13 protein-coding genes and 1 riboswitch are annotated in these 13590 nt (G+C 63.7%); of the genes, 8 read left to right on the forward strand and 5 right to left on the reverse strand.

Annotated elements, in window-relative coordinates; translation table 11 throughout:
* Positions 1-60: 60 nt before the first annotated feature.
* Genes DyAD56_RS03880 through rsgA form a run of 3 tightly spaced genes read right to left on the reverse strand, consistent with a single transcriptional unit; the run spans position 61 to position 2929 of the window.
* Positions 61-1335, reverse strand: coding sequence for a flavohemoglobin expression-modulating QEGLA motif protein (locus DyAD56_RS03880; RefSeq protein WP_102301433.1), 1275 nt, complete (start codon positions 1333-1335; stop codon positions 61-63).
* Positions 1332-1823 carry a hypothetical protein gene (locus DyAD56_RS03885; RefSeq protein WP_146010433.1) on the reverse strand — a complete coding sequence of 164 codons (492 nt, stop codon included), beginning with the start codon at positions 1821-1823 and terminating at the stop codon, positions 1332-1334. Before DyAD56_RS03885 ends, DyAD56_RS03880 begins: the two co-directional genes overlap by 4 nt.
* 50 nt (positions 1824-1873) lie before the next feature.
* A complete protein-coding gene (gene rsgA, locus DyAD56_RS03890; RefSeq protein ID WP_102301435.1) occupies positions 1874-2929 on the reverse strand; it encodes a ribosome small subunit-dependent GTPase A in 1056 nt (351 codons plus the stop codon).
* 194 nt (positions 2930-3123) lie between these two features.
* Here rsgA and DyAD56_RS03895 point away from each other — a divergent pair, with 194 nt between their 5' ends.
* The 3 genes from DyAD56_RS03895 to DyAD56_RS03905 all read left to right on the forward strand — a co-directional run bounded on the left by DyAD56_RS03895 (position 3124) and on the right by DyAD56_RS03905 (position 5952).
* Complete coding sequence (locus DyAD56_RS03895; RefSeq protein WP_102301436.1) at positions 3124-4368, forward strand: aminotransferase class I/II-fold pyridoxal phosphate-dependent enzyme; 1245 nt, start codon at positions 3124-3126, stop codon at positions 4366-4368.
* A 3-nt stretch (positions 4369-4371) separates the two neighbouring features.
* Positions 4372-4971, forward strand: coding sequence for an SGNH/GDSL hydrolase family protein (locus DyAD56_RS03900; RefSeq protein ID WP_102301437.1), 600 nt, complete (start codon positions 4372-4374; stop codon positions 4969-4971).
* Between the two features lie 123 nt (positions 4972-5094).
* The gene (locus tag DyAD56_RS03905; RefSeq protein ID WP_102301438.1) at positions 5095-5952 is read left to right on the forward strand and encodes a UDP-2,3-diacylglucosamine diphosphatase; all 858 of its coding nucleotides are present in this window, start codon (positions 5095-5097) and stop codon (positions 5950-5952) included.
* A 1031-nt stretch (positions 5953-6983) separates the two neighbouring features.
* On the opposite strand, the gene DyAD56_RS03910 is transcribed toward DyAD56_RS03905, so the two are convergent.
* On the reverse strand, positions 6984-7280 hold the full coding sequence (locus DyAD56_RS03910) for a hypothetical protein (RefSeq protein ID WP_102301439.1): 297 nt from the start codon (positions 7278-7280) through the stop codon (positions 6984-6986).
* Positions 7281-7417: 137 nt separating this feature from the next.
* On the opposite strand from DyAD56_RS03910, the gene DyAD56_RS03915 reads away from it, so the two are divergent.
* From DyAD56_RS03915 to DyAD56_RS03935, 5 genes are all read left to right on the forward strand, one after another.
* Positions 7418-7633 carry a YceI family protein gene (locus tag DyAD56_RS03915; RefSeq protein WP_343125288.1) on the forward strand — a complete coding sequence of 72 codons (216 nt, stop codon included), beginning with the start codon at positions 7418-7420 and terminating at the stop codon, positions 7631-7633.
* Positions 7634-7648: 15 nt separating this feature from the next.
* Positions 7649-8323 (forward strand): glutathione S-transferase family protein, encoded by a 675-nt coding sequence (locus DyAD56_RS03920; protein WP_102301440.1) that lies wholly within the window; start codon positions 7649-7651, stop codon positions 8321-8323.
* A gap of 37 nt (positions 8324-8360) precedes the next feature.
* Positions 8361-8891 (forward strand): SRPBCC family protein, encoded by a 531-nt coding sequence (locus DyAD56_RS03925; RefSeq protein ID WP_102301441.1) that lies wholly within the window; start codon positions 8361-8363, stop codon positions 8889-8891.
* Positions 8892-9162: 271 nt separating this feature from the next.
* Positions 9163-9522 carry a hypothetical protein gene (locus DyAD56_RS03930; protein WP_233202273.1) on the forward strand — a complete coding sequence of 120 codons (360 nt, stop codon included), beginning with the start codon at positions 9163-9165 and terminating at the stop codon, positions 9520-9522.
* A 135-nt stretch (positions 9523-9657) separates the two neighbouring features.
* Complete coding sequence (locus tag DyAD56_RS03935; RefSeq protein WP_102301442.1) at positions 9658-11730, forward strand: M13 family metallopeptidase; 2073 nt, start codon at positions 9658-9660, stop codon at positions 11728-11730.
* 65 nt (positions 11731-11795) lie between these two features.
* On the opposite strand, the gene DyAD56_RS03940 is transcribed toward DyAD56_RS03935, so the two are convergent.
* The gene (locus tag DyAD56_RS03940) at positions 11796-13046 is read right to left on the reverse strand and encodes a cation:proton antiporter (RefSeq protein WP_102301443.1); all 1251 of its coding nucleotides are present in this window, start codon (positions 13044-13046) and stop codon (positions 11796-11798) included.
* A gap of 312 nt (positions 13047-13358) precedes the next feature.
* Positions 13359-13572, forward strand: a riboswitch (cobalamin riboswitch).
* Positions 13573-13590 lie beyond the last annotated feature (18 nt).

Here is a 13590-nt window from a genome sequence, read left to right on the forward strand (position 1 = left end):
GTATGCAACGATGCCTTCACGGTGCGAGCGCGCACAGAGTGCGCTCGCACCGTTTGAAACCTACAGGCTCAGCGACAACGTCTCCGCCTGCACCTTGCCCATGTGTATGCGATTGACGAACAAGGAGAAGGCCAGCTTGCCCGCCAGTCCGTGAGCATGTTGCATCCACGGCGGCAGCCATCGCGGCGCAGCAATCGCGCCGGACTCGAAATACGGTTGCAGGCTAATGACATCGTGCAGCGCCAGTTTGCCGGCGAAAAGGTTCCGCAACATGTCCATGCGGCGCTGCTTGAGCGCCCAGCGGAAGAAGGTGTGCACGGTGAGCAGGCCGGACAGGTAGACGTTGTCCTTCGCGAACGCCGCGCCGCCGGTGAGTGGAACACCGCGGAACACACGCTGCGCCGAGTGGAAGCTGTCCGCCGGGTTTTGCCCGCACTCGCTGAAGAACCGGTAGACCTCGACGAAATCCGCGCCGCCCAGCGCCATGTCGATCGCCAGGATGCGCAGACTGATGCGCTTGAGCCGCGAAATATCGATGGCGCCGGAGATCAGTTCGGCGAACACAGCCAGCCCCTCCTGGGTAGCGGTGACGCGGGGCGAAGTACGCCCAAACGAGGCGAGCAGCGGCTGCGCGCGCCCATTGAGCGCGGTCAGCGAATGGACGAGAGCCTCGTGCGCCAGCAACTGGTGCCGGTCGTAATCAGTGAAACGCGTACCGCCGCGCAGGCGGATGCGGGTGGCGCCAGCGGCGGCCTTGGCGGTGAGTTCCGGATCCACTTCCACGGAAATCAACGGCTCGCCGAAGAAATCATCCAGCGTCTTGCTCAAGTCCGCGCGCAGTTCGTCGGCGGAAATCGCCACGTTCACGTCGTCCGCGATCAGGTCCGAACCCAGTTCGTCCGATAGCTCAACGAAGTAGCGCGCCGCATCGAGGTTGCTGCGGTCACTGCCGGGAATCACGTCGCCGGGGCGGCCATACAGCACGATGGACGGCGCCGTCACTTGATCAGTGCCCACCGCTTCGAGCATTTCAGCCGCGATGCGCCATGACTCGGCGGTGCGGCACAGGTACTCGCCCAGCGGGTCGTCATAGCCCGCCTCACGCTCGATCGCAGCCAGTTCGGCGCGCTCGGCCGAGAGGTCAGGCACGTGGTAGTTCACCTCCGGCAGGGTGAACTGGCCTTTGGCATAGGCCGCGATCATGCGGTCTTCCAGCGAGGCCGGCCATGCCACCGTGGGCAGGATACGGATGCCTTTCACCGCCGCCAGCAGGCGCTGGTCGAGGTCGGCGTAGCGTTGCAGTTCGGGGGGGAAGGCCGCGCCGTGGTGATTCATGCAGACCTCTGCGCAGATGCGGCCGCGATGCGCTGGAGCAGTTCGGCAACAACCGGATCCGCTTCGAAGGGGCTGAAATATCCGCCCTCACCACGGGGAACGAAGTGAATGCACTGGCCTAACCGCGCGGACTCCCGTCTAAGCTGAAGGGCCACGGTCGGCGGTGACTTCGCGCCGGTACTGAGTTCCGCCTTGACCACATTGGCTATCGGCACAAGCAACTGTCCACCCTTGGTCCACACCCGCAATTGATCCCCATCCAACCACACATCATCCATATGACTGACGAACACCTCGTACTTTGCCAACACGATGCTGATCAGGACCATGAATGCGGGGAAAGCCAAGGCCAGCAGTACTGCCGGCTGGCGCGTCGATATCGCATGGTTGGCGACAAGAAGCCCCGACAACAACAAAAACCCGTACCAGCATGCGGGAAACACCTTGTTATAGAAGGCCGTCATGACCTGCGACGAAAGTCGCTGCATTCCCAAGTCCCCGATGAAAGTGCCGAGTGGTTGTTCGCGAGGCTCTCCAGTCATTCCCGATCACGCGAATGGCGATTGGCATGTGGCTTGGCTGCCGGCCGCCCACCGCGCTGCCTGCGCAGCTTGGCTTCCAGCGTAGTCGCCTGCTCTTCGCGCTCGTCGCGCAGTTTCAGGTAGTTGCGCCAGCGCTCGGCGGACAGGTCGCCACTGTCCAGCGCCGCCTGCACGGCGCAGCCCGGCTCGCTGCCATGGCCGCAGTCGGCGAACCGGCATTGCTCGGCCAGTTGGTCGATGTCGGCAAACAGATCCAGGTTTTCCTCGCCGGTGAGCTTGAGCTCGCGCATGCCGGGGGTGTCGATCAGACAGCCGCCGCTAGGTAGCTGCAGCAGCGCCCGGTACGTGGTGGTGTGACGGCCACGGCTGTCGTGACCGCGCACGGCGCTGGTCGCCATCCTCTCGGTGCCGAGCAACGTATTGGTAAGTGTGGATTTGCCCGCGCCGGACGAACCCACCAGCACGGCGCTGTCGCCAGGCTGCAGGTAGGGCAGCAGCACGTCGATGCTGGCCGGGTCCTTGCCATTGATGGCGTGGATCGGTGTGCCCTGCGGCAGGCGTGCTTGCAGCGCCGCCAGCAGTTCAACTGCATCCTCGCGGGTGTCGAGCTTGCTCAGCAGCACCACGGGCTGGGCGCCCGAGCCTTCGGTAAGCGACAGGTAGCGCTCGATGCGCGCCGGATTGAAGTCACCATCCAGGCCGGTTAGCACCAGCACGTAGTCGATGTTGGTGGCGATGATCTGGCGCTCGTAACGCTCGCCGGCCGCCGCCCGGGAAAGGACGGTCCGCCGCGGCTGCACCTGCACGATGTGCGGGGGCTTGCCGGCCTCGATTTCCACGAAGTCGCCCACCGATGGCCGATCGGCCGGGTCCAGGCTGCGCTTGAGGAAGTGACCGGCCGGCTGGGCGCCGAACAGGTGTTCGCCATCGTGCAGTTCGTAGCCTGCGCGGTGTTGGGCGACCACGCGGGCCAACTGCCTGCCCTCGGAGGGAAGGGTCTCGCCACGCCAGCCGATGCGGCGCAGTCGTTCGATGATTTCGGGGGCCATCATGGGCACTCATTATGCCTTGGGATGCTCTGTTTCATTCCACATTGATGATGCAAAACACCCCCAGGGATGTCCGGCCCCAAAAAAGCCCGACAAACGGAGCTTTTTGACTCCCACCCCACGCGGGGACGCTGTTAGCATCGGGTTGACGGCCGCTTTCTTGCGCCGCAACAACATCAAGACGAAGGACGCTTGCGTTGGCCTCGATCAAACCCAGTGCGCACCTGGCGGACGTGCGCTATGAAATCCGCGGCGCCCTTACCCGGCGATCCCGTGAGCTGGAGGCCGCTGGCCTGCCGATTATCAAGCTCAATATCGGCAACCCCGGCCGCTACGGTTTCGAAACCCCGGCCCACCTGCGCGAAGCCATTGCCCGCCACCTGCACGACAGTGAAGCCTACGGCCACGAGCAGGGCCTGGAAGAAGCCCGCGAGGCCATCGCCGCCCAGCAACGCCAGCGTGGCGCGCGCGGCGTGGAAGTGGAACGCATCTTCGTGGGCAACGGCGTCAGCGAGCTGATCGACCTGAGCCTGCGCGCCCTGCTGCAACCGGGTGACGAGGTGCTGCTGCCCAGCCCGGACTATCCGCTGTGGAGCGCCGCCACCATCCTCAACGACGGCAAGCCACGCTATTACCGCTGCCTGGCGGAAAACGGCCATCTGCCCGACCCGGAAGAAATCGAATCGCTGATCACCCCGCGCACCCGCGCCCTGGTGCTGATCAACCCGAACAATCCGACCGGCGCGGTGTATCCGCGCGAGCTGCTGGAACGCATTGTCGAGATCGCCGCACGTCACCGTCTGCTGTTGCTCAGCGACGAGATCTACGACGAGATCCTCTACGACGGCACCACCTTCCAGCCGCTGGCATCTGTCGCCGGCGACGTGCCCTGCGTGAGCTTCGGCGGCCTGAGCAAGGTGCATCGCGCCTGCGGTTACCGCGTGGGCTGGATGAGCCTCTCGGGCGATCCTTCGCGCACCGCGGACTATCGCGACGCCCTGCAGTTGCTGGCCGCGCTGCGCCTGTGCGCCAACGTCACCGCGCAATGGGCCGTGCGCCCCGCGCTGGAATCCGCGCCGACCATCAACGCGCTCACCGCGCCGGGCGGCCGCCTGCACGAGGCGCGCCGCGCCGTGCTGGACGGTGTCGCGGCCAGCCAGTTCCTCGATCTGGTGTCGCCAGCGGGTGCGCTGTATGCGTTCCCCCGGGTGCGCGCCGATCGCATCGCCGATTTCGACGACAACGCCTTCGCGCTGCGCCTGCTGGAGGAGGAATCCGTGCTGGTGGTGCCTGGCAGCAGCTTCAACGTGCCGCACAGCCGCCACCTGCGCCTGACCCTGCTGCCACCGCCGGAGCAGTTGCGCGAAGTGTTCGAACGCATCGAGCGCGTGCTTTCCGGTATGGCCCGGACGCAGAAGCCGCGCGCGGCTGCGGTTGCCTGACGCGTGCGGCGCTATCTCGCACTAGGCGATTCGTATTCCATCGGCGAAGGGGTACCCGAAGCCGGTCGCTGGCCGGTGCAGTTGGCCGTGCGCCTGCGCCGCGAAAAGGTGGCGCTGGACGACCCGACCATCGTCGCCACCACCGGCTGGACCACGGACGAGCTGTCTGCCGCCATGGACACCGCCACGTTCACGCCACCCTACGATCTGGTCAGCCTGCTGATCGGCGTGAACAACCAGTACCGCGGGCGCAGCGCCGACGACTATCGCGACGAGTTCCGGCGCATGCTCGACCGCGCCATCAGCCTGGCCGGTCAGCGTGCTGAGCGCGTGTTGGTGCTGTCCATTCCCGACTGGGGCGTTACGCCGTTTGCCCACGGCAGCGGCCGCGACGTGCTGCGCATCGCCGACGAACTGGACGTCTATAACACTATCGCCCGCGACGAAACGGAGCGCCATGGCGCGTACTTCGTCGACATCACCGGCATTTCCCGCCAGCACCCCGCACTGTTGGCGGACGATGGCTTGCACCCATCCGCCGCGCAGTACGCGTTGTGGACAGAAGCGGCGGTGCCGACCGCCCTGGCGATGCTCGCCGACTGACGTATCGCTCCCATAGGGAAAATCGCGGGGCTTGCGCGGAAACCACACTGCAATCTTCCCGCCATCCCACGGTGACGTAGACACGGCATTCTGGCATCCCGGTAACCACCGGGAGAGACTGTCATGGCGACCTTTCACTGCCGCAGCGCCTTCATCTCTGACGTGCATCTGGGCACGCCCGACTGCAAGGCTCGATACCTGCTCGACTTCCTACGCAAACTGCGTTGCGAAAAGCTGTACCTCGTCGGCGACATCATCGACATGGAAGCACTGGCGCGACGCACCTGGTGGCACGCCGACCACGGCGCGGTCATCGCGGAAGTGCTGGACCTTGCCCGCCGAGGCGTCGAGGTCATCTACATCCCCGGCAACCATGACGCACCGGTGCGCGGATTAGCCGGCCAGAGTTTCGGCGGCGTAAAGATCCAGCTGGATGCGGTGCACGAAGGCGCCGACGGCCGTCGCTACCACGTCAGCCACGGCGACGAATTCGATCCGGAGCAAGTCGGGCGCACATGGATGGTGCACTTGGGGGAAGTGATGCATCGCTTCATCTGCTGGACCAATCGACGGGTCCACGCGATGCGCAGCCGCCTGGAGCTGCCCTATCTGCCGCTATCGATCATCGTGAAATCGCATATCGGCAAAGCCCTGGCCTATATCCGCGCCTACGAGGAACGCGTGGCAAACGACGCCCGCGAGCGCGGTTTCGACGGCCATATCTGCGGCCACATCCACTTCGGCCACGTGCGCGATATGGATGGCGTGTTGTACCTCAACGACGGCGACTGGGTAGAACATTGCACCGTACTGGTGGAAGACCACACCGGCGCGATGGAGCTGATCCATTGGAGCGAGCAGTACGCGCCGCTGGGGCGCGCTAGTCGTGAACTGGTGTTGCCCTCGCCTGCCGCGGCGCTGGCGCTGGCGCCGCTTACGCGAGCGAAGCTGGATTTGACGGAGTTGAGGCCGGCGGCGTAGGGCTTGGAGGGGTGAGATTTTGGTTTCGCAACCTGGCGCACTCCGCAATAGCGGTAATAGCCGGAAGTAATTTGAAGCGGCGGAGCTAGTCGTACTTTGGTGTCAGTGGTTAGTGGTCGCCTCGTGCGTTACTGCGACCTGGCCGCTTACGCAGCGGGCGTTTCGACCTCCTGCCGGAGGCCGAGTCACTTTTCTTTGCTTGCCCAAAGAAAAGTAACCCAAAGAAAGGGCGCCCCGGATGAGTTGCCTATCGGGCTAAAGCCCTCCAGGTACGCGTGCGGGTTCCGGGCTTTTCGACGGGGCTCCTGCCCCGACGAAAAGGAATCGGCATCCATGCCGATTCCCCTGCGGGCCTTTTCTCCACCCGCCCGCCGCCTCATACGGGGCCCTGGACGGTCAAAAGCTGTAAGTAGACGGCTCGTGCAGCGAAGCTGCACATCGCATCGCGGCAGAACGGTTCGCTCCTGCTCTAAGGCACATAGTCAAAGCAGAAGAGAAAGGTCATGCCGTTAGGTTGCGAGCGCTCCACATCGGTCGGGAAGCGTAGCGCGCGCTTTATCTAGCCCCAGCGATCGGAAAGCGAAACCCGCTTCAAGTCCTCTCCGCATCGGCGATGTGCAGCTTTAGCTGCACGAGCCATCTGCTTACAGCTTTTGATCTACCAGGCCCCCTGTGCGGCGGTGAGGGGTGGACGATCAGGCCCGCAGGGGGATCGGCATGGATGCCGATCCCTTTTCGCCAGGGCAGGAGCCCTGTCGAAAAGCCCGGCCACCCCTCACGAACTGGCCGGTTTCACCGGCCAGCGCCAAGTGGGGGTGCCCTTTCTTTGGGTTACTTTTCTTTGGGCATGCAAAGAAAAGTGACTCGCCCTCCGGCAGGAGGGCGAAAGCCCGCCGCAGGCGAGCCAGTTCGCGATATCGCGACAACCGAGCCACATCTGGACGACGGCAAAGAAGAAACAGCGAGGCGAGCACCCACCCCTCACCCCAACCCTCTCCCCAAAGCAGCGAGGGACAAGAACTGAGACACCCCTAACCAATAATCGCCAACACCGCCGCCAACCAAATCACCACCACCCCACCCGCAAACGCCCGCCGCGCCGCCCCAATGCGCTCCCCGCTCTCCTCACTCACCGGCGTAGTCACAATCCACGGCACCGACGCCAGCAACCCAAACCCAACAAAGGCCAACACGATCACCGCCACATCCAGCCCCCGCCACGGCACCGGCTCGTGTACGCCCCAATAGCCCAGAAAAGCCATCCCCATCGCGCACAAGGTGGCCGATGCGGAACACAACCCGACGACTGAACCTGCTGGTGCACGCATGGCAGCTGTCTCCGGCAAGGAATGCGCAGAGCCTACCGCAGCCGGAAAAAAGGAATGTCGAAATCCGGCGACCCCGTTCGTCATGAGGATATGCGCGCCAAAAAAAGGCGCCCGTTTCCCCGCCCAAGGAGTTGACGATGTCCCTGCCCGACCGCACGCCCACCGCCCCCGCCAGCGCTCTGCTGCTCCTGCTCGCCGCTGGTACGGCACATGCCGCTGCCGCCACCTATGTCATCGACCCCGCACATACCTATCCCAGTTTCGAGGCTGACCACTTCGGCGGGCTATCCACCTGGCGCGGCAAGTTCGACCGTACTTCCGGCAAAGTCGCGCTCGCTGCGCCCACCCACTGAGCACGGAATACGACCATGTCACTCACGCTCTACATGCATCCGCTGGCAGCCTATTGCCACAAGGCGCTGATCGCGCTGTACGAGAACGACACACCCTTCGATTCCCACTTGGTGGATCTCGCAGACGACACGCAACGCGCCGCGTTCTACGCGCTGTGGCCGATCGGCAAATTTCCCGTGCTCAACGACCACACGCGGGGCTGCCTGGTGCCAGAGTCCAGCATCATCATCGAATATCTTGCGCGGCATTATCCCGGCAAGGTCGCGCTAGTTCCCGAGGATCCCGACGAGGCGCGTGAAGTGCGCTTCCGCGACCGCTTCTACGACCAGTATGTCGCCGAGCCGATGCAGAAGGTGATCACCGACCGGCTACGTCCCGATGGTCAGCACGATCACTACGGCGTAGCGCAGGCACGAGAGAAGCTGCGCTCTGCGCTGGACTTGATCGAACGCGAGTTCGAGCGCGATGACGGCAAGCGCCAGTGGGGCGCCGGCGAGCACTACAGCATGGCCGATTGCGCGGCGTCGCCCGCGCTGTTCTATGCCAACTTCGTGATACCGCTGGAAGACGAGCACCCGCTCACGGCGGCCTACCTGCTTCGCTTGATGCAGCGCCCATCGTATGCACGTGTGCTACGTGAGGCCGCGCCCTACCTGCACATGGTTCCTTCCGAACCCGTCGAAGCCTGACATTTCAACCACCGCCATCGCATCAAGGAAACAGACGATGTTCATCGCACTCATCATTATCGTGGCCGTCATCGCCGTTGTGCTGATCGTGGCCGCCATGCGCCCGGATCAATTCCGCATCGAACGCTCGGCCACCATCCAGGCAACGCCCGAACGCATCTTTCCGCTCATCAACGATTTGCATCGCTGGCAGTCATGGTCGCCGTACGAGAAAAAGGACCCCGACATGCAGCGCAGCTTTGAGGGACCGTCGTCAGGCCCCGGCGCCGCCTATGGCTGGAACGGCAACAAGAACATCGGCAGTGGGCGCATGGAGATCAGCCAATCCACGCCATCCTCGCACGTGCGCCTACAGCTGGAATTCTTCACCCCGTTCAAGGCAAGCAACATCGCCGATTTCGTGCTCGACCCACAGGGCGCCGCAACGCGTATCACCTGGTCCATGCAAGGCCGCGCCAACTTCATGAGCAAGCTGATGGGCCTGGTATTCAACATCGACAAGATGGTCGGCAAAGACTTTGAGGACGGCCTGGTCAACTTGCGTAGGCTGACCGAAGAACCGGCCTGATTCCGCAGTGCAACAACACGCATGCGGGTGCGTATTTTTCAAATGCGTAACAGCAGGCTTACGCCAAGCCTAAGCAAGCTCGCTTGCGGCTGAATGGATTCGACAACGCGCACCGCATGCGTCAACCGCCTTGCGGGCGCCTCGTTCTCCGGCATGAGTCATCCATCCACCGGATGACCTACAGGGGTCACACACACCACATGCAGTGGGCGCAAGCCCAGGGGTTGTGACACCTATTAAAAACCTGTCGGAACAATGAGGACCGAAGCCCATGAAGAACCTTATGACGTCACGTTTCAGCCTGATCGCTTTCGGCATGGTCGCCGCCCTCGCCAGCGCCGGAGCCATGGCGCAGGCCACCAACCCCAACGACATTCCGGGTCATCCCCGCGTCAGCGAAGTGAACCAGCGCCTGGATAATCAGCAGAACCGCGTCCAGGCCGGCGTGGCCGATGGCCAGCTCAACGCCAAGCAAGCCGCCCGTGACGAAAAGCAGGATTCCAACATCGCCGCCCGTGAAAGCCGTGACGAAGCCGAACACGGCGGCCACCTGACCAAGCAGGAAGATAAGAACCTCAACAAATCGCTGAATCAGGACAGCAAGCGCATCCACAAGCAGCGCACCAAGTAATCGCTCACGCGATAACGCCCGAACGGCCCGGCCCTGCCGGGCCGTTCGCGTTTGTTGCGGGCACAACTTCCAGCACTGTCCCCTCCCCGCCAGCGTGCCAGTATCCGGGGACCATCATTCGGGCGGGAGGGTCGTATGGTCAGCAGGATTCTGGCAGCGGCATGCGCGTGTGCGCTGGCGTTCGGCACGGCCCATGCGGCCGACGCATCGACGGGCAAGCCGCACTATGGCGCGTGGGGCTTCGACCAGGCGGGCGGCGATACCTCGGTCAAACCCGGCAACGACTTCTTCCGCTACGCCAACGGCACCTGGCTGGACCACACGCCGATTCCCGCCGACAAACCGGCCGTCAGCTTGCGACTGGCGATGACCGATCTCACCGAGCAACGGCTGCATGACCTGATGGAAGCAGCGGCACAGGGCAAGGCCGGCGACGCGACGCTCCAAAGCAAAGTCGGGATGTTCTACCACTCTTTCATGGACCAGACCCACCTCGACGCGCTGGGCGCAAAACCGATCGCCCCACAACTCGATGCAGTGAAACAAGCTGCCACGCGCGATGCGCAAGCCGCGCTGATGGGCCGTACCAACACCGATTTCGACGGTTCTCTGTTCAACATCAGCATCGATGTCGACCTGAAGGACATCAACCAATACGCCGTTTATGTGTCGCAGGCCGGCCTGGGTATGCCGGACCGTGACTACTATCTCAAGCCGGAATTCGCGAAACAGAAGGCTGCCTACCAAGCTTATGTCACGCGCCTTCTCACGCTGGCCGGCTGGCCGCAACCCGATGCCGCGGCGAAGGACGTGGTGGCGTTCGAGACGGCCATCGCGCAGGCGAGCATCAGCAAAGTCGAGCAGCGCGATCCGGTGGCCATGTACAACCCGATGAGCGTCAGTGATCTGCAAAAGCTCGCGCCCGGGTTCGCCTGGAGCGATTTCTTCAAGGCGGCGCAACTCGGAAAGCAGGCGCACGTGGTCGTGATGGAGAAGACCGCCTTCCCGAAGTTGACCGCGCTGTATGCGAAGACGCCCGTCACGACGATCCAGGCCTGGCAGGCCACGCGCATCGCGGACAACGCCGCCTATTACCTCTCGGATCCGTTCCAGCAAGCGTACTTCGAGATGCACAACAAAACGCTGGCCGGCCAACAGCAGATCGAAGCGCGCTGGAAGCGCGGTGTGCATGCCGTGTCGGGAGGCGATTGCGAGGTAGGCGAACGCCTTTATTGCTTCGGTAATCTCGGCTGGGCGGTGGGCCAGCTCTACACAGACACGTATTTCCCTGCCGCGTCCAAGGTGAAGATCGAGCAACTCGTCGGCAACCTGAAGGCGGCCTATCACGTACGCATCGAGAAGCTCGACTGGATGGGACCGGAAACACGCAAAGAAGCGCTGAAGAAGCTCGACACCTACACCATCAAAGTCGGCTACCCCGACCATCCACGTGACTACACCGACGTCGCCATCCAAGGTGACGACCTAGCCGGCAACGTGCTGCGCGCGGCGCAAGCCGACTGGTCGTTCTACGTGAATCGTCTGGACAAGCCGGTCGACCGCAGCGACTGGAGCATGACGCCGCAGACCAACGATGCCTATAACGGCACGCTGCGCGACATCGTCTTTCCTGCCGCCATCCTGCAACCCCCGATCTTCGATCCCAACGCTGACCCCGCCATCAACTATGGCGCTATCGGCGGCTTCATTGGTCACGAGCTCACGCACGGCTTCGACGACGAAGGCCGCAAGATCGACGCGAGCGGTGCGCTGCGCGACTGGTGGACGCCCGCCGATGCAAAGGCCTTCGAGGAGCGCGCGAAGAAACTCGGCGCGCAGTACGACGCTTTCGAGCCGCTGCCCGGCGTGCACATCAACGGCAACCTGTCCATGGGCGAGAACATCGCCGACCTCGGTGGACTCACCCTCGCGCTCGACGCCTACCATGCCTCACTGCATGGCAAGCCCGCACCGGTGATCGACGGCCTGACCGGCGACCAGCGTGTGTTCCTGGGCTGGGCGCAGGCGTGGCGCGGCAAACTCACCGACGACGCCATCCGCCGCCAGGTGACCAGCGACCCGCACTCGCCGCGAGCATTCCGCGTCAACGGACCGGTGCGCAACATCGATGCGTGGTATCAGGCGTTCGACGTACAGTCGGGCGACAAGCTGTACCTCGATCCGAAGGATCGGGTGCGGATCTGGTAACCACTACCTAGCGACGGCGCTCGACAGCCACTAACGGTGAGCTGACGGCCAGGCGATGCGGTTGGTCAGCGATTTGACGCAACCGCCGTTCCGTGTCGCGGCCGCCCGTACGATGCCATCACCATCGGCGTCGTCATCATCGTAGTCACGATGGCCATCACCAGCAGGATGGTGAACATCGCGGTGTTGATGACGCCGGCATCAAGGCCCACCTTGATGACAATCAGCTCCATCATCCCGCGCGCATTCATCAGCGAGCCGATGGTGAAACTGTCGCGCCAGCTCTGCCCGGCGATGCGCGCTCCCGCCGTGCCGCCCAGCAGCTTGCCCAAAACGGCAACAGCGAGCACCAGGAGCAACGCCACACCTGCGCCGCCCGTGAGCACCTGCGCACTGGTGCTCAGGCCCGCCAGCACGAAGAACACAGGCACCAGCGTCGCCACTGTCACGTGCTCCACGCGCTCGATCAGCTTGTGCAGCAAGCGGTCGTCGCGCGGCAGGCACACGCCGAACAGGAAGGCACCGAACACGGCGTGCAAGTTGAGCCACTCAGTGATGGCCGCGCAACCAAAGGCTCCCGCCAGAAGGAAAGCGAGCACCGCAGCGTTCGCATTGCCTTCTGGGGCGTGACGCGTCAGCAACCGCGCGCATAGCGGACGCAGCACAAACCACGTCAACACGAGCAGCAGTACCAGACCCATCACGGTGCGCCAGAACGGTGCCCAGTCACCGTGCGCGCTGATCAATGCCACCACACAGGCCAACATGATCCACGCAAGCACATCGACCACGGCGGCCGCGGCAATGCCCAATCGCCCCGGCAGACTGTCGGTGAGGCCGCGCTCCTTCACGATGCGCGCCATCACCGGCAACGCGGTGATGGCGCAGGCAGTAGCGAAGAACAGCGCGAAGGCCGTCTTAGTGATGCCTGGCGGCGCGTAGTCCGCATACAGCAGCGGTGCGATACCCAGGGCGAGCGCCATCGGCAGCACGACCGAGATGCCGCCGATCCATGCGGCCGGCCGCAGCAAACCGCCGCGTGCACTAGCCGGCACACGCAACTCCGCACCGACTACCACCATAAAAAGGACCAGGCCCAGCGTACTCAGGCTCTGCAGGTTGCCCAGGCTGTCCGCCGGAAACAGTCGCTGCTGCCACGTGGGCGCGATGGCGCCAAACACGATGGGGCCGAGCGCCAGCCCCGCCAGCATCTCGCCCACCACGGCCGGCTGACCGAAGCGACGGGCGATGGCCGCAACCAGCCGCGCCGCCACGATGATCACAACAAGCTGGACGAGCAACAGCGGGTGCCCCATAGCCTCTGGCCTCGATTTGTCTGGTAGCCGGATGGCGAGCCGGGAGCTTGCCTTGCGGATTGGAAGATCCGCAACATGCTTCGCTGCATCAGGGCCGTACCGAACCATCGTCCATCGATTCTCACTGACCCTTGAGACCACCTGCCACTCACCGCAGACGCCACGTGCCATTAGGTGTTCTTCACCCCCTGCGGCAACCCACGGTCGCCTGAAAATTTCCTAGCATTTCCTAACTCCGCCCCCCTCCTGAAGTTTTCCGGCTTATCCACGCTCAATCCACAATCTATTGGGTTGACCGGCCCGAGGTAGCCCGATATGTTGTGCCTCGTCGGTGCCAATCTCAGACCTATGGTCGGACTGGTTTAAAAGGGAATCCGGTGGAAATCCGGGACTGCCCCGCAGCGGTAAGTGGAAACGAAAGCCAACAACGCACTGGCCCTCAGCGGCTGGGAAGCGGGAGCGAGTAGGCGGGTCGAAAGACCCATGTCCACGAGTCCGAAGACCTGCCGACAGCCGTGGCCACGCACCACGGTGAAGGGTGACG

Source organism: Dyella sp. AD56, assembly GCF_002878475.1.
Taxonomy (GTDB): Bacteria; Pseudomonadota; Gammaproteobacteria; order Xanthomonadales; family Rhodanobacteraceae; genus Dyella.